General features: G+C 65.3%; 16 protein-coding genes. 4 read left to right on the plus strand and 12 right to left on the minus strand.

The annotated features are described in order from the left end of the window. The first annotated feature begins 29 nt into the window (after positions 1 to 29). Positions 30 to 602, plus strand: coding sequence for a TetR family transcriptional regulator (locus AC2A04_RS07985; protein WP_484211796.1), 573 nt, complete (start codon positions 30 to 32; stop codon positions 600 to 602). Position 603: 1 nt separating this feature from the next. Here AC2A04_RS07985 and AC2A04_RS07990 read toward each other — a convergent pair whose 3' ends face one another. After that, positions 604 to 2,868: an NADP-dependent malic enzyme gene (locus AC2A04_RS07990; protein WP_484211797.1), complete on the minus strand. Its 2,265-nt coding sequence runs from the start codon at positions 2,866 to 2,868 to the stop codon at positions 604 to 606. Positions 2,869 to 3,028: 160 nt separating this feature from the next. After that, entirely contained in the window at positions 3,029 to 4,648 is a 1,620-nt protein-coding gene (locus tag AC2A04_RS07995) for a hypothetical protein (RefSeq protein ID WP_484211798.1), read from the minus strand. A gap of 164 nt (positions 4,649 to 4,812) precedes the next feature. Between AC2A04_RS07995 and mutS the strand changes: the two genes are divergently transcribed. Then, positions 4,813 to 7,389 (plus strand): DNA mismatch repair protein MutS, encoded by a 2,577-nt coding sequence (mutS, locus tag AC2A04_RS08000; RefSeq protein WP_484212237.1) that lies wholly within the window; start codon positions 4,813 to 4,815, stop codon positions 7,387 to 7,389. Between the two features lie 142 nt (positions 7,390 to 7,531). Here mutS and AC2A04_RS08005 read toward each other — a convergent pair whose 3' ends face one another. Genes AC2A04_RS08005 through dapB form a run of 3 tightly spaced genes read right to left on the minus strand, consistent with a single transcriptional unit; the run spans position 7,532 to position 9,373 of the window. Beyond that, positions 7,532 to 7,936: a hypothetical protein gene (locus AC2A04_RS08005; protein WP_484211799.1), complete on the minus strand. Its 405-nt coding sequence runs from the start codon at positions 7,934 to 7,936 to the stop codon at positions 7,532 to 7,534. Beyond that, positions 7,933 to 8,631 (minus strand): endonuclease III, encoded by a 699-nt coding sequence (nth, locus tag AC2A04_RS08010; RefSeq protein WP_484211800.1) that lies wholly within the window; start codon positions 8,629 to 8,631, stop codon positions 7,933 to 7,935. Before nth ends, AC2A04_RS08005 begins: the two co-directional genes overlap by 4 nt. 1 nt (position 8,632) lies before the next feature. After that, positions 8,633 to 9,373 carry a 4-hydroxy-tetrahydrodipicolinate reductase gene (dapB, locus tag AC2A04_RS08015; protein ID WP_484211801.1) on the minus strand — a complete coding sequence of 247 codons (741 nt, stop codon included), beginning with the start codon at positions 9,371 to 9,373 and terminating at the stop codon, positions 8,633 to 8,635. Positions 9,374 to 9,408: 35 nt separating this feature from the next. Between dapB and AC2A04_RS08020 the strand changes: the two genes are divergently transcribed. Then, positions 9,409 to 10,119: an NAD-dependent deacylase gene (locus AC2A04_RS08020; protein ID WP_484211802.1), complete on the plus strand. Its 711-nt coding sequence runs from the start codon at positions 9,409 to 9,411 to the stop codon at positions 10,117 to 10,119. Here AC2A04_RS08020 and AC2A04_RS08025 read toward each other — a convergent pair whose 3' ends face one another. The 7 genes from AC2A04_RS08025 to AC2A04_RS08055 all read right to left on the minus strand — a co-directional run bounded on the left by AC2A04_RS08025 (position 10,120) and on the right by AC2A04_RS08055 (position 18,915). Next, positions 10,120 to 10,887, minus strand: a complete 768-nt coding sequence (locus AC2A04_RS08025) for a HesA/MoeB/ThiF family protein (protein WP_484211803.1) — start codon at positions 10,885 to 10,887, stop codon at positions 10,120 to 10,122. Positions 10,888 to 10,981: 94 nt separating this feature from the next. After that, the gene (gene dnaA / locus AC2A04_RS08030; protein WP_484212238.1) at positions 10,982 to 12,376 is read right to left on the minus strand and encodes a chromosomal replication initiator protein DnaA; all 1,395 of its coding nucleotides are present in this window, start codon (positions 12,374 to 12,376) and stop codon (positions 10,982 to 10,984) included. A gap of 591 nt (positions 12,377 to 12,967) precedes the next feature. After that, a complete protein-coding gene (gene rpsT, locus AC2A04_RS08035) occupies positions 12,968 to 13,228 on the minus strand; it encodes a 30S ribosomal protein S20 (RefSeq protein WP_484211804.1) in 261 nt (86 codons plus the stop codon). A 115-nt stretch (positions 13,229 to 13,343) separates the two neighbouring features. Then, on the minus strand, positions 13,344 to 14,753 hold the full coding sequence (locus AC2A04_RS08040; protein WP_484211805.1) for a cytochrome P450: 1,410 nt from the start codon (positions 14,751 to 14,753) through the stop codon (positions 13,344 to 13,346). Between the two features lie 52 nt (positions 14,754 to 14,805). After that, a complete protein-coding gene (gene hemH, locus AC2A04_RS08045) occupies positions 14,806 to 15,834 on the minus strand; it encodes a ferrochelatase (RefSeq protein ID WP_484211806.1) in 1,029 nt (342 codons plus the stop codon). Then, a complete protein-coding gene (locus tag AC2A04_RS08050; RefSeq protein WP_484211807.1) occupies positions 15,834 to 18,143 on the minus strand; it encodes a molybdopterin cofactor-binding domain-containing protein in 2,310 nt (769 codons plus the stop codon). The genes hemH and AC2A04_RS08050 overlap by 1 nt, the downstream gene beginning before the upstream one ends. A 4-nt stretch (positions 18,144 to 18,147) precedes the next feature. Further along, entirely contained in the window at positions 18,148 to 18,915 is a 768-nt protein-coding gene (locus tag AC2A04_RS08055; protein ID WP_484212239.1) for an Mrp/NBP35 family ATP-binding protein, read from the minus strand. Positions 18,916 to 19,263: 348 nt separating this feature from the next. On the opposite strand from AC2A04_RS08055, the gene hflK reads away from it, so the two are divergent. Then, positions 19,264 to 20,370, plus strand: a complete 1,107-nt coding sequence (hflK, locus tag AC2A04_RS08060) for an FtsH protease activity modulator HflK (protein WP_484211808.1) — start codon at positions 19,264 to 19,266, stop codon at positions 20,368 to 20,370. Position 20,371 lies beyond the last annotated feature (1 nt).

Here is a 20,371-nt window from a genome sequence, read left to right on the forward strand (position 1 = left end):
TTAACACTGTTAAATTGTCAAACGGGGATATGGCCCGTCAACGTGACATCTCGATCAGCCGGGACGCGATCCTCGCTGCGGCGTTCGCGCTGCTCGAGGACAAGGGGCTCGATGGCATCACCATGCGCGCGCTGGCAGCGCGGCTTTCAGTGCAGGCACCTGCGCTTTATTGGCACGTGCGCGACAAGGCAGACCTGCTCGCCTTGATGGCAGAGGACATACATGCGCGTGGGCGGGCAGGGCTTGCAACTTGCGCCGACGCGCACGGCTGGCTGCTCGAACTTGGCAAGGGGTTGGCGCGGGTGCTGTCCGGGCACCGCGACGCGGCAAGGCTGCTAGCCGTGGCCGCACCCGCGCGCGAAGCCGACGCCGAGCGCGCAAGTGCGCTGGCAGATGGTCTGCGCGATCTCGGCTTCAGCGTCGAGGCGGCTCTCGAAGCACAGGCCTCGGTGCTATCGCTTACGGTCGGTTGGGCGCTCTACCGGGAAAACACGGCGATGGCCGCCTATCTCGATCAGATGTTCGATCTTGATGCGAGTTATGCCACTGGGTTGGAGCTGCTGGTCGGCGGCCTTGTTGCCAAGGCCGCCGCACAAGGCTGATTCAGCCCGCGATACCCGCGCCCGCCAGCACGGCCAGCGTAAGGATATCGGGCGCGATCGACGTCATCGCAGCGATCTGCACCGGCTTTTCCATACCGATCAGCATCGGGCCGATAACGGCGTTGCCCGCCAGTTCGCGCAGCAGCTTGGCAGAGATGTTGGCCGACTGCAGACCCGGCATGATCAGCACATTGGCGGGTCCCGAAAGGCGGCTGAACGGATAATTCGCCATGACCTTGGGATTGAGCGCCGCATCGGGCGCCATTTCGCCTTCGTATTCAAAGCCGGGGTCCTCGGCGTCGAGGATTGCCACCGCGCCGCGCACCGAATCGAGCCAGCGACCATAGGGATTGCCGAAGGTCGAGTAGGAGATGAACGCCACGCGCGGCTCGTGACCCATCCGACGCGCGACGGCCGCGGTTTCACGCGCAATATGCGCCAGTTCCTCGGCGGAAGGACGCTCGTTCACGGTCGTGTCGGCAATGAACACGGTGTAGTTCTTCGCCACCATAAGATGGATGCCGAACGGCAGGTGCCCGGGCTTGGGATCGAGCACCCGGCGCACTTCCTTCATCGATTGCGCGAACGTGCGGGTAAGCCCGGTGATAAGCGCATCGCCATGGCCAAGCGCAACGAGCAGCGAAGCGAAGACGTTGCGGTCCTGATTGACCATACGCTTGACGTCGCGCTCCATGTAGCCGCGACGCTTCAGGCGCTGGTAAAGGAAGGCAATCATCTCGGGCACGAGCGGCGAGACGGCGGAATTGTGGATCTCAAAGGAATCGGGATCCGTGACGCCAAGTTCGGCCAGCAAATCGCGCACGCCTTGCGTGCGACCTACCAGAACGGGTGTCCCGTAACCGAAGTCCTTGAACTGGATTGCGGCGCGCAGGACCACCTCGTTCTCTGCCTCGGCAAAGACCACCCGCTTGGGATTGTCCTTCGCCTGGGCAAAGACGTTGGTCAGCACGGACGTCGTGGGGTTGAGGCGCGCCTTCAGGCTGTTGCGGTAGGCGTCGAAATCCTCGATCGGCTTCTGCGCCACGCCCGAATCCATCGCCGCCTTGGCGACGGCCGAAGAGACCACCTCCATCAGGCGAGGATCGAACGGCGCCGGGATGATGTAATCGAGGCCGAAGGTGTGGTTCATGCCATAAGCGGCAGCCACTTCCTCGGGCACAGGCTCGCGCGCAAGCTGGGCAATCGCCTCGGCTGCGGCGATCTTCATTTCCTCGTTGATCGCGGTTGCCCGCACGTCGAGCGCACCGCGGAAAATGAACGGGAAACCGAGCACGTTGTTGACCTGGTTCGGATAATCCGAACGGCCCGTGGCGACGATGCAGTCCGGGCGCACAGCCTTGGCTTCGGGCGGAGTGATCTCGGGATCGGGATTGGCCATCGCGAAGATGATCGGCTGCGGCGCCATCTTCGTCACCCAGTCGGGCTTGAGCGCACCGGCGGCCGACAGGCCGAGGAAGATGTCGGCACCGACCAGAGCGTCCTCGAGGCTTCGCGCCGAGGTATCGACCGCGTGCGCGCTTTTCCACTGGTCCATGCCCGATTCGCGGCCGCGATAGATCACGCCCGAACGGTCGCACATGATCACGTTATCGTGACGCACGCCCATGGCCTTGATCAGCGCGGTACATGCGATGGCGGCAGCGCCCGCGCCGTTGACGACGACCTTGACCTCGTCGAGCCGGCGTCCGGTCAGATGGCAGGCATTGAGAAGGCCGGCGGCCGAGATGATCGCGGTGCCATGCTGGTCATCGTGCATCACGGGGATCTTGAGGCGCTCCCTGAGCGCCTGCTCGATGATGAAGCACTCGGGCGCCTTGATGTCTTCGAGGTTGATGCCGCCGAAGCTGGGCTCCATCAGTGCGACTGCCTCGATGAACGCATCGGCATCTTCAGTGTCAAGTTCGATGTCGATCGAATCGACGTCGGCGAAGCGCTTGAACAGCACCGCCTTGCCTTCCATCACCGGCTTGGACGCAAGCGCGCCAAGATTGCCGAGGCCAAGGATGGCCGTGCCGTTGGAGATTACCGCCACCAGATTGCCCTTGGTGGTATATTCGTAGGCGTCCGCAGGATTTTCCGCGATGGCAAGAACAGGCACGGCAACGCCGGGCGAGTAGGCAAGCGAAAGATCGCGCTGAGTCGCCATCGGCTTGGAGGCGATGATCTCGATCTTACCGGGGCGGATCGTGTTGTGGTAGAAAAGCGCCTCGCGTTCGGTGAAGCGGACGTTGCTTTCCTCGGACATGGTATCCCCCGTAAACTCGCCGTTGTCAGGCACAAAGGCACTGTCCGACCTTTGACGCTACGTCAAGGCGCGCAGCCGCCTTCCAATCGATAGCAAGGCACCGATTACACAGAATCGACCGGCGAAATCACCGGTGACCTCACCGGAATGCGGCGCGCGATCAGAAGTCGCGCGGCTTCCAGGTCGGGATGCCGAGGCGGCGCACCTTGAACAGCAGGCTGCGACCTTCCTGCCAGACGAGCTGCAGGCGCGGATCGGGACGATGCGGCATCCCGGTATCGATTAGCCAGACATAGTCGACGCGTTCGATCGGGGCAGCCTTGAGCGCGCTGTCGACATTGCGCCGCCAGCCGCCGGCACAGCCGCGCGACCAAACGAATTCGGACGGGTCCGCCGTGAAATTTCGTCCCGGACGGAAGCGTGGCACGACCATGTGCAGGCCCGGCACGGCCCAATTGTCGTTCACCCACGCCTGCCGATAGAGGCTGGCGAGGCTGGCAAGGTGATCGCGGCGGGTGTTGCGCCAGGATTCATCGAGACAGGTATGCTCGACAAAGGCGAGCACGCGGCTGCCCGGCTCGACATGGGTCAGTGCGGCAAGCTGCTTGTTGTAGTCCTCGGCATAGTCGGAGAAGCTGACCGCGGTTACCGTGAGGCGCACCGCAAGCAGGCCCATACCTGCGTAAGCGACCATCTTTGCCCACTGCGCCTTGCGCGCGCCGCTCCAGTCCTGCAGCCCAAGCCCGAGCATCGCCGCGACCGGGAGCAGGCGAATGTCGACGAACGAAGATCCGTTGATGTCGCTTGGGATAGCGAGGAACAGCGCGAAGACGATCAGCGCCGGAAGGCCCTGCCGCCAGCGCCAGCGGGCGCCGAGGAAAGGGCCGGCAAGAACGAGCAGGCAGGCTGCAATCGTTGTGCCTGCATCGAGAATCTGGTTCTGGTCACGCAGGGTAAGCACGAAGGACCAGGCCTTCTGGTCCCAGCGCCAGATGTTCATCGACTTCGCTTCGGGCGAAAACGCCTTCCACAGCACGATTGTGACGAGCGTCGCCACAAGCGGCCAGCAGGTCTGCCACAGGCGCAGGCCGATGGCCTTCCAGTCGAGCGTCTTGAGCCACTGGCGGTTGGTCAAGTCGCGGAAGCGCCAGCCTTCGGGCAGTTCATCCATCGCACGGCCAAAGGCGTGCGCGGCGATAAGCATCGCAAGGAGCAGACCGCCGATGGCATGGCACAGCATCGCGACCGGTTGCGCCACGATCAGCATGGCAGCGCGGTAGCGTGGGTTCTTCTGCTCGAGCCAGAGCGAGGCGCCGAACGCCGTCAACGAGAGGCCGGTGGCGAGGATGTAGTTGAGGAAGCCGGTAAGCAGCGGAAAGCTGAAGACGAACATCAGCGACCAGGCCGCGGCATGCCCGCCCCTGGGGTTGAGCATCCGGATCGTCCACAGGCAGCCGCCTGCGAACAGGCCGGTTGCCAGGACGGTGCTCCACCACCCTGCGGCGAGAATGCCGAACTGTGCGCCCAGCACCTTCATCAGCACGCCACCGCCGATGTTGAGCGTGAACACCCACTTCCAGGTAAAATACTTCTCAAGCGGATTGCCCGGGCCCGCAGCCTCGATCGCGGCAGCGCCCATGTGGCCCGGCACGTCGATCAGGGGCGGCACATCGACCAGCGCGAAAGGCAGGCAGATCAGCAGCACGCCGATAAGGATGCCGGGGCCAGACAGCCACGGCAGCGCGCCTGCACGCGCCCACAGGGCCTTGATCCCTGCCATCCAGTCTTTCTCGCGGACTTGCGTCAAACCGTACATACCCCCACAAGACCGGACCCGTCTCCAGCCGTTTGGCGCGGAGTTGCGGATATCCCGGTGTCGATGGTTTGAGAAACACGCGCGGCTGGTCTAGCCACCACCGCGTGACCCCTAATGCCCCAACTCCGATGATGGTGCAATATCTTGCGCTGAAACAGCAGGCTGGTGACTGCTTGCTGTTCTACCGCATGGGTGACTTCTTCGAACTGTTCTTCGACGATGCGAAGACCGCAGCGCAGGTTCTCGACATCGCGCTGACCAGCCGGGGCGAGCATGGCGGCTCGCCCATTCCGATGTGCGGGGTGCCCGTGCATTCGGCCGAGGGCTACCTTGCCCGCCTGATCAAGGCCGGGTGCCGCGTCGCCATTGCCGAACAGGTCGAAACACCCGAGGAGGCCCGGAAACGCGGCGGCTCCAAGGCACTGGTGGCGCGTGACATCGTCCGCTTCGTCACTGCCGGAACTCTGACCGAGGAGGCCCTGCTCGAGCCGCGCCGCGCAAACATGCTGGCCGCGGTCTGCGAAGTGCGCGGGCTCATCGGCATCGCCGCCTGCGACATTTCGACGGGCCGGATGGAGCTGGAGGAATGCGGCTCCGAGCAGATGGGCGCAGCACTTGCCCGGCTTGGCGCAAGCGAGATCGTGGCGCCCGATTCCTGGGGCGAAGCGCCGTCCGGATGCGTCGAGCGCCCGAATCGGTCCTTCTCGAGTGATGAGGGCGAGGCGCGGCTCAAGACGGTCCACGGCGTCACCACGCTGGACGGCTTCGGCCAGTTCACCCGCGCCATGCTTGCCGCAGCGGGCGGCCTGATCACCTATCTCGACCACGTCGGGCGTGGCAGCCTGCCGCTGCTGCTGCCACCGGTGCTGCGCGAAGCGGGTACGCACATGGCGATGGACGAGGCGACGCGTGCCAGCCTCGAAATCCTGACGAGCACCAGTGGCACGCGGCGGGGCAGTCTCGCCGAAGCAATCGATCGCTGCGTCACGGGCGCGGGCGCGCGCCTGCTGGCCGAAGACCTGTCTGCCCCCCTCACCGATTCGCGCGCAATCTACCGGCGGCTGGAACTGGTAAGCTGGCTCCACGACGATCCGCTGTTGCGCGGGGATTTGCGGGCAATCCTGCGCTCGCTCCCCGACGTCGGCCGCGCACTCGGCCGCGTGGTCGCCGGACGCGGTTCCCCGCGCGATCTCGGGCAGCTGCGCGATGGCCTGTCCGAGGCGCGCCGGCTCCACGACCTGCTATGCGCACGCGCCGACCGGCCCGCGCCCTTTGATGAACTGCTGCCCGCGCTTGCCGGGCACGGCGCACTTGTCGATCTCTATGCCCGCGCGCTTGTTCCGACCCCGCCAACGGAACGTTCGCAGGGCGGATTCATTGCCGAGGGCTATGACGCCGCGCTGGATGAATTGCGCCGCATGTCGGGCAATGCCCGCCGCGCGATCGCCGCGCTCGAGGCGAAGTACCGCGACGAGACCGGCGTCACCGCGCTGAAGATCCGCCACAACGGCGTTCTCGGCTATTTCATCGAAGTGCCTGCCCGCCATGCCGACCGGCTGATGGCGCCCGAATCGGGCTTCACCCATCGCCAGACCATGGCCGGCGCGGTGCGCTTCAACGCGCTTGCCCTGCACGAGGAAGCCAGCCGCATCGCCGAAAGCGGCGGCCACTCGCTCGCCGCCGAGGAAGCGCACTTCGAGGAGCTGGTGGGCGAAGCCGTACGCGCCAAGGAGGCAATCGCCACGACCGCCGCCGCACTAGCACGCATCGACGTTGCCGCAGGGCAGGCCGAGCGCGCGGCCGAGGGGGGATGGACCCTGCCGCGCGTGGTGGACGAGCCCTGCCTCGAGATCGTGGGCGGCCGTCATCCGGTGGTGGAGGCAGCGCTTGCCGCCAAGGGTGAGCGCTTTGTGGCAAACGACTGCCGGCTCGCACCAACGGACCGCCTTTGGCTGATCGGCGGTCCGAACATGGGCGGTAAATCGACCTTCCTGCGCCAGAACGCGCTGATCGTGCTACTCGCACAGGCGGGCGGCTTCGTGCCTGCGCAGGCCGCGACGATCGGCATGGTCGACCGCCTGTTCAGCCGGGTCGGTGCATCCGACAACCTCGCGCGCGGCCGTTCGACCTTCATGGTCGAGATGGTCGAGACCGCCGCAATCCTTTCCCAGGCGACCGAGCGCAGCTTCGTGATCCTCGACGAGGTCGGGCGCGGCACGTCCACCTATGACGGGCTTGCGCTGGCCTGGGCGGTTGTCGAGACGGTCCACTCGATCAACCGCAGCCGCTGCCTCTTTGCCACGCACTATCACGAGCTCGCGCGGCTGGCCGAAAGCTGCGATGCGCTGTCGCTGCACCACGTTCGCGCGCGCGAATGGAAGGGCGATCTTGTCCTCTTGCACGAACTGGCCGAAGGCCCCGCAGACAAGTCCTACGGCCTTGCCGTAGCGCGACTGGCGGGCGTGCCCGCACCCGTGGTCAAGCGCGCGAAGTCTGTGCTCGACAAGCTCGAGAAGGGTCGCGCGGCGACCGGAGGCCTCGCTGCGGGCCTGGACGACCTGCCGCTGTTCGCCGCCGCGATTGAAGCCGCCGAGGAAAAGGTCGACGCCTTGCGCGAGCGCTTGAACGGCCTCGACATCGACGCACTTTCACCGCGTGAGGCGCTGGACCTGCTCTACCAGCTCAAGGCGCAGGCCAACGGCTAAAGCGGCATGCGGTAAATCAGAGTCACGCGTCATTGCGAGCGCAGCGAAGCAATCCAGGGCCATGTGGTGCCGCTCTGGATTGCTTCGCTGCGCTCGCAATGACGAAGTGCGGTGCAGATTCTGCACGCCGGTAGAAGTAGCTTTACTTCGCCAGCTCTACCGGCGTGAATTCGCCAAGACCGCACGATCCGCGATTGATCGGGCCGGGGCCGCCGCTACTGGCAATGACCGTAATGATATCGACATTGCACAGCCGCGTGAGCGAGGTTGAATAAGCGAAGGCCCGCTCGAAACCGAGGCTGCTGCAGCGATGCGGCAAAGTGTTGCGGTACCAGCGGTTGCCATCGGTGCGGAAATCGATCGTCCAGTCATCTCTTACCCGGCTTTCGCGGATCGACTGGAGCGGGATGCAACTGACGGCATTGCCGACGACCCGGGCCGCCGGGACATCCTTGCCATGGCCGTTGCTCGAGGTCGCGCCGGGCTCTTGCGCGGCGCAGCCGGAAAGGGCCGCTGCGGACAGGAGGATCAGGGTCATGCGCTTCATGTCATGCTCTCCTTTTTTCGGGCCGCTGCCTTCGTGGGCTGCGGGGCTGGTTTGGCCCCCTTGTCCAGCACCTTGGACTTGTAGGCGCAAAGGTCAATGACCGGGCAATGCCAGCATTCGGGCGTGCGCGCCTTGCAGATGTAGCGGCCGTGCAGGATCAGCCAGTGGTGTGCGCCCACGCGAAACGGCTGAGGCACCTTCTTTTCGAGGCCCTTCTCGACCGCGAGTGGCGTCTTGCCTTTGGCCAGCCCCGTGCGATTGCCGACACGAAAGATGTGCGTATCGACTGCGAAGGTCTCCGCTCCGAATGCGCAGTTCATCACGACATTCGCGGTCTTGCGCCCGACGCCCGGAAGCTCGGTCAGGAGATCGCGGTCTGCGGGGACCTCGCCGCCATGGCGCGCTACCAGTATCTCGGCCATGGCGATGACGTTCTTGGCCTTGGAATTGAACAGGCCGATGGTCTTGATGTGATCCTTGAGCCCGGCTTCGCCCAGATCGAGCATGTCCTGCGGCGTCTTTACTTGCGCAAACAGCCTGCGCGTCGCCTTGTTGACGCCGACGTCGGTCGATTGCGCCGAAAGTGTCACCGCGACCAGCAACTGATAGACGTTGCCGTATTCGAGCTCGGTCTCGGGCGAGGGATTGGCCTCGGCAAGGCGCCGGAAGAACTCGAAGACGTCTGCCCGGTTCATGTCAGAGCCCGAGCACGTCCTGCATGGTGTAGCGGCCTGGCTCCCTGCTCAGAAGCCATTCGGCTGCGCGGATGGCGCCCTTGGCAAAGATCGCGCGATTTTCGGCGAGGTGCGAGAAGGTCAGGCGCTCGTTGTCGGCAAGAAAATGGACCGAGTGATCCCCTGCAACGCTACCGCCGCGTAGCGCCGCAAAGCCGATCGTGCCGGCCTGCCTTGCGCCGGTGATGCCATCGCGCCCGCGCACTGATTCCTCCGCCAGATCGACGCCGCGTCCCTTGGCCGCAGCCTCGCCCAGCAGCAGCGCCGTGCCCGATGGCGCATCGACCTTCATGCGGTGGTGCGTCTCGACGATCTCGATGTCCCAGTCCTCGCCCAGCCGCATCGCGGCCTCCTTGACCAGATGCGCCAGCAGGGTGACGCCGAGAGAGGTGTTGCCGGTCTGGAGCACGGGAATGCTGACGGCTGCGGCATCGATCAGCCAGTGGTGGCGCTCCTCGAGACCGGTGGTGCCGATCACGATCGGGACGCCCGCGTGGATGGCGGCGTCGAGATTGAACTCGAGGGCGGCCGGAGCGGAAAAATCAACCAGTACATCGCTCAGGCTTGCCAGAGCCAGCGGATCGCCGCCCTTGTCGATCCCGCCGGCAAAGTCGTGGCCTGCCGCCGCAATGGCCGCCCGAAGCGCATTGCCCATTCGTCCTGCGCTGCCGATGATTCCGATGCGTCTTGCGATTCTGGTCATTGCCTGTCCCTTTGCAGGCGTGCTTCATGGTCGCGATGAAACGTCCACGCAATATCGTCGTTCTCACCGGAGCGGGAATTTCCGCCGAATCCGGCATCGATACCTTTCGCGGCGGCGGTGGCCTGTGGGAACAGCACAAGGTGGAGGACGTCGCCACGCCAGAGGCCTTCGCGCGCGATCCCGAGCTTGTCCTGCGCTTCTACGACATGCGCCGCGCCGCGATCCAGACCAAGCAGCCCAATCCGGCGCACGTTGCCCTGGCGAAGCTCGATCGCGAGTGGCCCAAGCGAACCGGCGGCGAGGTGCTGATCGTCACGCAGAACGTCGACGATCTGCACGAGCGCGGCGGGGCGCTCAACGTGCTGCACATGCATGGCGAGCATCTGAACGCGTGGTGCACCACCTGCGATGCACGCCATCGCTGGACCGCCCCCCTGATCGACCGGCCACCCTGTCCGTCATGCGCCACGCCATCGCTGCGCCCGGACATCGTCTGGTTTGGCGAGATCCCCTATCGGATGGACGAGATTTACGAGGCACTCTCGGCTGCGGACCTGTTCGTGTCGATCGGCACCTCGGGCGCGGTCTACCCTGCCGCCGGTCTGGTACGAACCGCGCGCGACCTCGGCCTGCAGACGCTCGAGCTCAATCTCGAGCGGAGCCAGGGATCGGCGTGGTTCCACGAGACGCGGCTTGGCCCGGCAAGCGAGGTGGTGCCTGGATGGGTGGACGAACTGCTGGGCTGATTATCGGGCCGAATTGCAGCCCCGGCACTCGGCATCCCTGGCAATCCGCATCGTGCGAAGGCCGGGCTTCAATCCATCCAGCACATGCAATTGTCCCCATTGCGGGTCGCCCAGCGTGGTGACGCCTTCTAGCAGCACGCGCATGGCGGCCATCGCGCCGAACGCACCGACCATGCCCACCATCGCGCCGAGCACGCCCAGATCGGCACAGGTATCGCAGTCCTCGGCATCGAAGGCGTCGCCGACGAAGCAGCGGTAGCACGAATGCCCTTCGCGGTGGCCGGCGAAGTTGACAACCTGACCCTGGAAGCGCCCGAGAGCAGCCGAGGTGAGCGGGATGCCCGCGGCCACGCAGGCATCGGACACGGCGAGGCGCGTGGCAAAGTTGTCGCACCCATCAAGCACGACGTCAGCCCCTTCGATCAGGCGGGGGGCATTGTCGCGGGAAATGCGGACGATGTGCGGCACGACGTCGAGTGCGGGATCGAACTTGCCGGCCCACAGGGCTGCGGCGGTTGCCTTGGGCTCGCCGATATCGGCCTCGCCGAAGATCGTCTGGCGCTGAAGGTTCGAGGCTTCGACGACATCGTCATCGATCAGTGTCAGTTTGCCGACGCCAGCCCCCGCAAGATACTGCAGCGCTGGCGAGCCGATTCCGCCCATGCCGACCAGAACGGCATGGGCACCGGCAAGCCGCGCCTGCCCAACCGCCCCGACTTCGGGCAGGACAATATGGCGGGCGAAGCGGTCTAGGCGGTCTGGCGTCATGGCGCGCATCTAGGCACAAAAATGCCGGAATGCGAGGGTCACACGCATCCCGGCATCGTTGTGCGCAACACCGGCAAAACCGGTGGAAATCCTGTCAGTCTTCGAGTTGGCGCAGCAGCGTCCGCACGTCGCCGTCCATGTCGGCATCGCGCGTGCGCAGTTCCTCGATCAGGCGCACGGCGTGAATCACGGTCGAGTGATCGCGCCCGCCGAACTTGCGTCCGATTTCAGGGTAGGAGCGCGGCGTGAGCACTTTGGCGAGGTACATCGCGACCTGGCGCGGCCGGACAACTGCGCGGGCGCGGCGCTTCGAGGCCATCTCGGTGCGATCGACACGGTAGAACTGGCAAACCGTGCGCTGGATCTCGTCGATCGTGATGCGGCGGCGGTTGGCCGAGAGGATGTCGGTCAGCTGTTCTTCTGCCAGTTGCAGCGATACCGGCTGGCCGGTGAGCTGGGCATAGGCGATCAGCTTGTTGAGGCCACCGACGAGTTCGCGCACGTTGCGGTTGATCGTGCGGGCGAGGAACTCGATGACGTCCGAGGGAACCTGATTGTTGCTGAACCGGGCAAGGCGGTGCTCGAGAATCTTGCGGCGCAGTTCGATATCGGCCGGCTGGATATCGGCGACAAGGCCCATCGAAAGGCGCGAGAGCAGACGCTGCTCCACCCCGTCAAGCGCCTGGGGCGCGCGATCGGCGGCGACGACGAGGCGCTTGCCCGCGCTCATCAGCGCATCGATCGTGTGCAGGAATTCCTCCTGCGTGCTCGCCTTGCCGATGATGAACTGGATGTCGTCGACCAGCAGCATGTCGAAGCCGCGCAGGCGCGACTTGAACTCGATCATCTCGTTCGAGCGCATCGCCTGGACGAACTCGATCATGAAGCGCTCGGCCGAGCAGTAGAAAATGCGCGCGCCCGGCTTGTTGGCGGCAAAGGCGTGGCCGATCGCGTGAAGCAGGTGCGTCTTGCCCTGCCCGGTCGAGCCCTTGAGATAGAGCGGCGAAAACTGGGGCGTTTCGACAGCGGCCATGCGCTGCGCGGCATTGACCGCAAGCACGTTGGCCGTGCCCGATACGAACTCGGCAAAGGTGAGCGAGGGATCGAGGCCCGACAGCGCCGAATCGGCCATGACCGGCGATGCCTGCAGATGAGCGCTTGCGCGCGGCTGGGCCACGCTGTCGGCACCGACACGCAGTTCCGGCAGGGAGCGGCGACGCGGATGCACGGTGATGCGCACCTGGCGCACTTCGGACCGGGCGATCTTCCAGGCGAGGCTGAGGCGATCGGCGAAACGGTCGGCGACCCAGTTGGCGGAAAATTCGGTCGGCAGGAACAGATCGAGCGTACCGGTGTCCTTGCAGAACGACCCGAGCTGGATCGGCTTGATCCACTGCGCGTGCAGCTGTGGCCCCAGATCCTTTTTCAGGCCCTGACTGATGTCGGCCCAGTCGGCAGCCAGATCCAGCGCTTCCTGGTCCTCAATCATCGTGCTGTCCCGCCCTTTCTTGTTCGTCATGTTTCGGTCGGCACTGGCTTGCCCGGTGAAATCCGCGCTTGCCCCCCGGCCAGCGGAACCACCAGCGAAATCGTCAATTTTCACGCGTCGCTGCCCCGACTAAAAAGCCATGCGCGAACCGGTCGGTTCCCACAGGCACGAACTACCCCCGCCCGGCAGCACGGTTGCGCCGCAGGCTTCGCCCAAAAAGTTGTCTTGTGACACCAGGTGACAGTGATTCCCGCCCCCGGTTCACACTGTCTATTGGGCGAGAGCCCCCTTGCGCAAGCGGGGCGACCGCAAAAAAACTGAAATAAATGCCCTTGACTCGCCAAGGTCCGCAGAAATGCATCAAGGCACTGATTTATAAGAGAATTTACTTATTCGAGAAGCGAATCGCGAAGATTCCGTGACTTGTTGCAACTGCACACTGTCACATTGAAACATTCGTGCGCCGCGTGGCGAATAATATGCGGCACAAACGAAAATGGCCGGCGAGAAATCGCCGGCCAAATTCCGCTTTTGTACGCTGTTACGATCCGATGGCGCCTTGCGGCACCAATCCGAATCGAAATTCGCGAATCAGAGCGCGGCGACGCGCTTCGACAGACGCGACATCTTGCGGGCGACGGTGTTCTTGTGAAGCACGCCACGGGCAACGCCACGAGCCAGTTCGGGCTGTGCTGCCTTGAGGGCCTCGGCCGCTGCCGACTTGTCACCACCTTCGAGCGCCGATTCGACCTTCTTGACGAAGGTGCGGATGCGCGACAGGCGGTTGCCGTTGATTACGGCGCGGCGGTCGTTGCGGCGGATGCGCTTGCGGGCTTGCGGCGTGTTGGCCATGTGTCTCTGTTTCTCGTCCTCTGGCGGGCCGCAAGAAACGGGCCGCTGAATTCTCATGGTTTGACGGCAAAGCACCGCCGGAAAGCGGCGCCCTTAGCGGTAGGGCACCGAATCGTCAACAGATTCGGCGCAACTCCACGCGAAGGCCGTCACGCGGCTTGGGGATCGGCCAGGCTTGCCACGAAGGTTCGCTGCCTGGCTGCATGGCGACCTCGTAGCGGGTGAGGATGTGACTGACCAGCAGCTTTACCTGCATGTAGGCAAAATGCAGGCCGAGGCACATGTGCGCGCCCCCGCCGAACGGAACCCAGGCATATTTGTGGCGGCCAGCGACTTTCTCGGGCGTGAATCTCAAGGGATCGAAGCGCTCGGGGTCTGGCCAGTGGGACGGATCGGCGTGTACCGCCGCCGGGCTGATGCCGACGGGCGTGCCCGCCGGAATGGTGTAGCCCCCGAAGGTGAAGGCACGAAGCGCGCGGCGCGGCATGTTGGGCACCGGCGGCATGAAGCGCAGCGCTTCCTTGAACGCCATCTCGGTCAGTTCCATCCGGCCAAGGTCGTCATAGCCCAGTGGCAGGCCATCGCCCCCGGTCACGGCGCGGGCTTCGGCGCGCAGACGGTCCTGCCAGCCGGGATTCGTCGCCAGCTGCCAGAACAGGACTGTGGCCGAACTGGTGATCGTGTCGTGCGCGGCCATCATCAGGAAGATCATGTGATCGACCACGACATCTTCGGGCAGGAGCGCACCGTCCTCGCGCGTGGCCAGCGCAAACTGGCTGAACATGTCCTGCCCCGGATTGGCGCGCCGTTCACGCACCAGTTTGCCAAAGAACTCGATCATCAGCCGGCGCCCGGCAACACCCTTGCCCATCTTGGTGAAAGGCAGTGGACGGCGCACTACGCCGACCGAGGCCTGAACCATGTCTACGAAGGCCCTGTTGAGTGCATCGGCCTCCGGCCCTAGCGGCAGCCCGAGAAAGCTCGAAGCCGCGGTATCGAGCGTGAGCGCCTTGATTGCGTCATAGAAGCGCATCGGGCATTTTTCGGCATCTTGGGCCCATGCGTCGACTGCGCTGGCAATATCGGCATTGAGCACGCCGCAATAGGCGCGCATCGGTTCGGGCTTGAACGCGATCGACAGGGCGCGGCGGTCGACCCGGTGCGCCTCGAAGTCCATCAGCATCAGCCCGCGCGGAAACAGCAGGTTGAGCATCGGACCCCAGCCCTGCTCGTTCGAGAACAGCTTGTCGCGATCGAACAGGACCAGTTCGTTTGCGTCCGCCCCCATGAGGTTGACGCCGCGCCTGCCGAAGCTGCGCGTGCGATAGACCGGACCGTAGGTTTCAGACATCCGCCGCTGGAACCCGAGCGGATCGGCCAGTTGCATCATCGTCGTGCCCAGCAGCGGCCAGCCATCGTCACCCGGAATGTGGTCGAGCTTGTCATCGCCGCCAAGCCGGACCCAGTGCGGGTTGGCGCGATCGGTGTGCAGGTCCTTGCGGATGTCCGGCGCGAGGCTGGCCATGATCTCTCCCGTTTGCGTCTTAACCGAACAATTAACACGCATGTCAGCAGAGTCAAATCCAGCCCGAAAGCTCCCGGCGCACCATCGCTTCGAGAAGCGCCATCCCCTCATCGCCTGCGTTGAGGCAGGCGAGCGACGCGAAGTGCGTGCCGCCTGCGCCAACGAACTCCTCGCGCCCGCGAATGGACAGTTCTTCCAGAGTCTCGAGGCAATCGGCCGAGAAGCCCGGCGCGGCGATCGCCACCCGCCGCACGTCGCGCTTGGGCAAGGACGTCAGCACGGCATCGGTTGCAGGCTCCAGCCACTTGGCCTTGCCGAAGCGCGACTGGAACGAGGTCTCGACCAGCAGGCCGGGATGGCTCGCCACAAAGCGCTCGGCCAGCAGGCGCGAGGTCTTGCGACAGTGGCAATGGTAGGGATCACCCAGATGCAGCGTGCGCTCGGGCATGCCATGGTAGCTGAGCAGCAGCATCTCGGGTGCGAAATCGAGCGTGGCGATCTGTCGCGCGAGGTCGGCATGGAGCGCGCCGATATACGCCGGATCGTCGTGATAGGGCGGAAGCGAGCGCAGCGCCGGCAGGCGGCGGCGCGCCTTGATCCAGTCGGCCACGGCATCGAGCGCCGACGCCGTCGTGGCGCCCGAGTAATGCGGATAGAGCGGGGCAACGAGGATGCGCTCGCACCCTTCCGCCAAAAGCCCATCGAGTTCCTTGTCCATGGCGGGCGACTGGTAGCGCATGGCATGGCGCACGATTGCGGCATCGCCAAGGCGTGCCTGGAGCGCGCGCGCCTGCGCAGCGGTGATTGCGGCTAGGGGTGAGCCCTCGTCGGTCCAGACCTGGCTGTAGGCATGCGCCGACTTCTTGGGGCGCGTGTTGAGAATGATCCCACGCAGGATCGGCTGCCAGACGAGCGCAGGAATCTCGACCACGCGCTTGTCCGAGAGAAACTGCTTGAGATAGCGCTTCACCGCGCCGGCATCGGGAGCGTCGGGGGTGCCGAGATTGACGAGCAGAACGCCGACCTTGCCCGTCAGGATAGTCGGGTGATCAGACGGCAGCTGACTAGGGGGGCGGTTCATCAAAGTCCTTCGGAAATTAGCGGCAGGCGGCGGAAGCGCGCGCCCGTGGCAGAGAACAAGGCGTTGGCGACAGCCGGAGCGACTGCGACCATGCCCAGTTCGCCGGGATCGAACGGCTCCTCGTTGCTGTCGGCAAAGGCAATATCGACCTTGGGGCAATCGGCGAGCAAAGGCAGGCCAAGCTGCGAAAGGCGACCCGCCACCGGACGCCCGCCTGCATAGCCGCTCGATCCGCCGACCGCGTGGGCCAGCCCGAACATCAGCCCGCCTTCGATCTGCTGACGCGCAATGTCCATGTTCACGATCCTGCCGATGTCGACATAAGCGCTCAACCGGTCGACCCGGACCACGCCGGCCTCGGCCCGCGCTGTCGCGACGACTGCGATCTGGCCGGACCGTATCGCTCCGCCGGGCAAGGTCAGGTCCATGCGATGGCAGGCAATGCCCTGGCCCGAAGCCTCGATCCCGCCACCCCATTGCGCCAGCTTTGCAACGCCCGTCAGGCAGCCCACAAGACGGGCCTCGCCCTCCAGCATGCCGACGCGGAACGAGAGCGGTTCCTTGCCGGCAAGGTGCGCGAGTTCGTCGACGAAGCTTTCGGTGAGGAATGCGGTGCAACCATGCGCCTGCCCGCGGAAGCGCGCGGTCGGCAGGCCGATCGCGACCGGCACCTGGTCGACAGCCTTTTCAGGGATGCGATAGAGCGGCATCGCGCCAGCGCAGGCCATCGGATCGCTTTGGTCCTGCAGGTCGAGCGCATCGCGGATGCCCCGGCCATCGAGCAGGCGCGCGCCGGACTCGATCGCCGTGGCAGGCACCGCAAGCCGTGCGCGCCAGCCAAGCACTCGCGCCTTGTCCGGACTCAGCATGCCCTCCAGCTGGGCCGAGAGGGGCGTGCGCGGCACCCCTGCCAGCGATTCCTGCCAGCGCGAATAGGTCAACTGGACAGGCTTGCCGAGCGTGGTCGCGATGGCCGTCACTTCGGCGGCGATGCGCACGTCGAGCCGCGCGTCGAAACTGCCGCCGGCGTGCAGCGGGTAGACGATCACGTCATGGCGCGACAGGCCAGCCGCGCGCGCCGCTGCCCGCCGTGCGCGTTCGGGCGCCTGCGTCGCGATCCACAGTTCGAGCTTGCCCTGCCGCATCCGCGCGGTGGCGCTGGCGGTTTCGAGCGGAGCATGAAACGCCGGCTCGATGTCATAACGCGCAGACAATCCGGGCTTGGCCAGCAGCGCATCCGGATCGCCCTCGGCCAGAAGCCGGACAGGCTCACCCCTGGTCAGCGCCTTGTCGAGCGCGAGAAGCACTTTCTCGCTGTCGGCAATCGGACCATCAGCCTTGAAGCGCGGCTCCATCGCGCGCACTGCCTTGTCGGCCGCGTGCCACGTGGTGGCCGCAGCGGCGAGCCAGCGCTTTGCATGGACCACGCCGACGAGACCGCGCACCGAAGCCGCGGCCTGCTTGTCATGGCTCGAGAGCACGCTGGCCCCCTGCGGACCGTGCGCGATGGCGGCAAAGACCATGCCCGGCAGGCGGATGTCGCCCGCGAATGTGAAGCTGCCATCGACCTTGGCGGGCAGGTCGAGCCGGGGATGGCGGGCAGGCGCGCCTTCGGGAAACTGGCCGGGACGTTCCCGCGGCGGCTCGGCACGCAACACGGCCGGATCGGGGGGATCGTATTCGACTGCAGTGTCGAGCAAGTCGGCAAAGGACAGGCGCTTCTTCTGGTGCGTCACGACGCTGTCCTTCGTTTCGCATTCCTCCCAGCCGACGCCCCATTTTTCGGCAGCGGCTTGCGCCATCATTGCGCGCAGGGCAGCACCTGCCTCGCGCAAGGGGGTTTCGAACGCGGCCAGCGCGGTGCCGTCCGCCGTGATCATCAACGGCTCGCGTTCGGCGTGGAGGCGCGGAAGCAGGCCAGCCGGGTCGTCACCCAGGGAGGCGAACGCCGGCATCCACAAAGGTGCCCAGCGCGCGGACAGGATCGGGTCGACATAAGCGGGGCTGATCGGCGCGGCTTCCACCGCAACCTTGCGCCAGTCCGCGCCCGCCTCGTCCGCAACGATCTGGGCGACCAGCGTGGTGATCCCCTGCCCCATCTCGCAGAACGGGACAGCGACCGTCAGGATGCAATCGGCCTTGCCGCCAACGCCCTTGACCTTGCCGACCTTGAGAAAGGCGTCGACGACGTGTTCGTCCTTGCCGGCCAGCAGGGGAATGCCGTGGCGGCGCGGGATGAGCGGGAACGCGATCAGCAGCGCGCCGCCGATCCCTGCGCCCACAAGCAACCCTCGCCGCGTCAGCCGCATCGGGTCAGCGCTTCGCGTCGAGCCAGGCAAGCACGCCGCTTGCGATCGACAGGAACGCCTCGGCCTGCGGCGTTTCGCCTGCCGCGGGCGGATTGCCCGCATCGCTTTCCTGCCGGATCGCAAGGTCGAGAGGTACCCGGCCAAGGAAGGGCAGGCCCATCGTCCTGGCAGCCGCTTCGGCACCGCCATGACCGAAGGGATCGCTCTCCTCGCCGCAATGCGGGCAGATGTAGCCCGCCATGTTCTCGACCATGCCGATCAACGGGACCTGGCCCTGTTCGAAAAGGCCGATCGCGCGGGTGGCATCCATCAGGGCAAGATCCTGCGGCGTCGAGACGATCACCGCGCCTGCGGGCTTATGCTTGGCAAGCATGGTCAGCTGCACGTCGCCGGTTCCCGGGGGCAGATCGACCACGATGATCTCGGTCTCGCCCCAGTGCGCGTCGATCAGCTGACCCAGCGCATTGCCCGCCATCGGCCCGCGCCATGCGATCGCCTGCCCCGGCTGTACGAGGTGGCCCATCGACAGCATCGGCACGCCGTAGGGACTTTGAATCGGAATCATCTTGTTGCCCTCGGCTTCGGGCCGGCGGCCTTCGGTGGAAAGCAGGCGTGGCTGGGAGGGACCGTAGATATCGGCATCGACCAACCCGACCTTGCGCCCCAATCGCGCCATGGCCACGGCAAGGTTGGCCGAGAGCGTCGATTTGCCGACACCGCCCTTGCCCGAGCCGACCGCGATGATCACGCGCGCCTTGCGGTCTGCCGTCATCCCGAGGCGCACTTCACCGACGCCTGCCTGACGGACGGCATCGCGCACGGCCATCTCGAGCTTGTCGCGATCGAGCCGCTCCAGCCCGCCGACCTCGAGCATCACCGTTGCCACGCCATCGGCCAGTTTCAACGATTGCAGGCGGTCGCCCGCCGCTGCCTGCACCGTCTCGCGCAACGATTGTTCGGTAATGCTCAACGCCTGTTCCCTGCCTTGTTGATGAGCGCCTCCTAGCAGATGAATTTTAGGGAAAGGACACTGTTTTTCGCGTCAACGCTTCCTATAACAAGGCGCATGACATTACCGGGTGGATGGATCGCAAGACTGGGCCGTGATCGGGGCCTTTTCATGACTGGCAAGAAGAGCCCATGGGGTTCGGGCGGAAAGGACACGTCCCCGGCCGGCGAAGGCAGCGCGCCCGAGGGCGATGCTCCCGGCCAGCCGACGCCGCCCACCGAGGGCCCTCGCAATCCATGGCTTCCGCCGCAATCGACTGATACCCCGCAAAAGCGTGGGCCGAACATCGAGGACATCTTCCGTGCCCGCAAGGGCGGCGGCAATGGCGGCGGCGGCGGCAAGGGCCCGACCATGCCCCGCTTGCCGCAGCGCCCCGACGGCAAGTCGTGGGCACCGGTCGGTATCGCCGTAATCGTCGCGCTATGGCTGGGCGCATCGATGGTCCACCGCATTGCGCCTCAGGAAAAGGGTGTCGTCACCACCTTCGGCGCCTATTCGCGCACCATCGACAACGGCATGGCCGTCACCCTGCCCTGGCCGATCCAGTCGGTCAGCGTTCAGGACGTTACCTCGATCCGCCGCGAGTCCATCCCCGAGGTCGATGGCGAGAAGCTGATGCTGACGGGCGACCAGAACCTGGTCGACCTGACCTACCTGGTCCGCTGGAACATCAAGGATCTCAAGCAGTACATGTTCCAGCTGGCCGAGCCGGACCAGACCGTGCGCGAAGTGGCCGAGGCCGCGATGCGCCAGTCGATCGCCGAGGTCACGCTGAACGACGCGATGGGATCGGGCCGCCAGCAGATCGAGCAGAACGTGCGCGACCGCATGCAGAAGGTGCTCGACGCCTACCGTTCGGGCGTCTCGATCCAGGGCGTGGACATCAAGAAGACCGATCCGCCGACCAAGGTGGTCGATGCCTTCAAGGAAGTGCTGGCCGCGCAGCAGGATGCGCAAAGCGCGATCAACCGGGCACAATCGCAGGCGCAGCAGTTGACCGCTGGCGCGCAGGGCGAGGCCACTGCGTTCGACAAGGTTTACGAGCAATACAAGATGGCACCGGAAGTGACCCGCCGCCGCATGTATTACGAGACGATGGAGCGCGTGCTGAGCAAGACCGACAAGGTCATTCTCGAGACCAACAACGTGCAGTCCTATCTGCCCTTGCCCGAGATGAAGCGCACGCAACCGGCCAAGCCCGCCGAGGGAGGAAACTGAG

The sequence above is a fragment of the Novosphingobium sp. HNCC26DJ243 genome (assembly GCF_057180545.1).

Excerpts from the sequence above, each read along its gene's own strand:
- mutS (WP_484212237.1), top strand. The coding sequence starts at position 4,813 with ATGATGGTGCAATATCTTGCGCTGAAACAGCAGGCTGGTGACTGCTTG.
- AC2A04_RS07995 (WP_484211798.1), bottom strand. The coding sequence starts at position 4,648 with ATGGCAGGGATCAAGGCCCTGTGGGCGCGTGCAGGCGCGCTGCCGTGG.
- AC2A04_RS07990 (WP_484211797.1), bottom strand. The coding sequence starts at position 2,868 with ATGTCCGAGGAAAGCAACGTCCGCTTCACCGAACGCGAGGCGCTTTTC.
- AC2A04_RS07985 (WP_484211796.1), top strand. The coding sequence starts at position 30 with ATGGCCCGTCAACGTGACATCTCGATCAGCCGGGACGCGATCCTCGCT.
- AC2A04_RS08005 (WP_484211799.1), bottom strand. The coding sequence starts at position 7,936 with ATGAAGCGCATGACCCTGATCCTCCTGTCCGCAGCGGCCCTTTCCGGC.
- hemH (WP_484211806.1), bottom strand. The coding sequence starts at position 15,834 with ATGAACCGCCCCCCTAGTCAGCTGCCGTCTGATCACCCGACTATCCTG.
- AC2A04_RS08020 (WP_484211802.1), top strand. The coding sequence starts at position 9,409 with ATGAAACGTCCACGCAATATCGTCGTTCTCACCGGAGCGGGAATTTCC.
- dnaA (WP_484212238.1), bottom strand. The coding sequence starts at position 12,376 with ATGATTGAGGACCAGGAAGCGCTGGATCTGGCTGCCGACTGGGCCGAC.
- AC2A04_RS08040 (WP_484211805.1), bottom strand. The coding sequence starts at position 14,753 with ATGGCCAGCCTCGCGCCGGACATCCGCAAGGACCTGCACACCGATCGC.
- AC2A04_RS08055 (WP_484212239.1), bottom strand. The coding sequence starts at position 18,915 with ATGACGGCAGACCGCAAGGCGCGCGTGATCATCGCGGTCGGCTCGGGC.
- hflK (WP_484211808.1), top strand. The coding sequence starts at position 19,264 with ATGACTGGCAAGAAGAGCCCATGGGGTTCGGGCGGAAAGGACACGTCC.
- AC2A04_RS08025 (WP_484211803.1), bottom strand. The coding sequence starts at position 10,887 with ATGACGCCAGACCGCCTAGACCGCTTCGCCCGCCATATTGTCCTGCCC.
- nth (WP_484211800.1), bottom strand. The coding sequence starts at position 8,631 with ATGAACCGGGCAGACGTCTTCGAGTTCTTCCGGCGCCTTGCCGAGGCC.
- AC2A04_RS08050 (WP_484211807.1), bottom strand. The coding sequence starts at position 18,143 with ATGCGGCTGACGCGGCGAGGGTTGCTTGTGGGCGCAGGGATCGGCGGC.
- dapB (WP_484211801.1), bottom strand. The coding sequence starts at position 9,373 with ATGACCAGAATCGCAAGACGCATCGGAATCATCGGCAGCGCAGGACGA.
- rpsT (WP_484211804.1), bottom strand. The coding sequence starts at position 13,228 with ATGGCCAACACGCCGCAAGCCCGCAAGCGCATCCGCCGCAACGACCGC.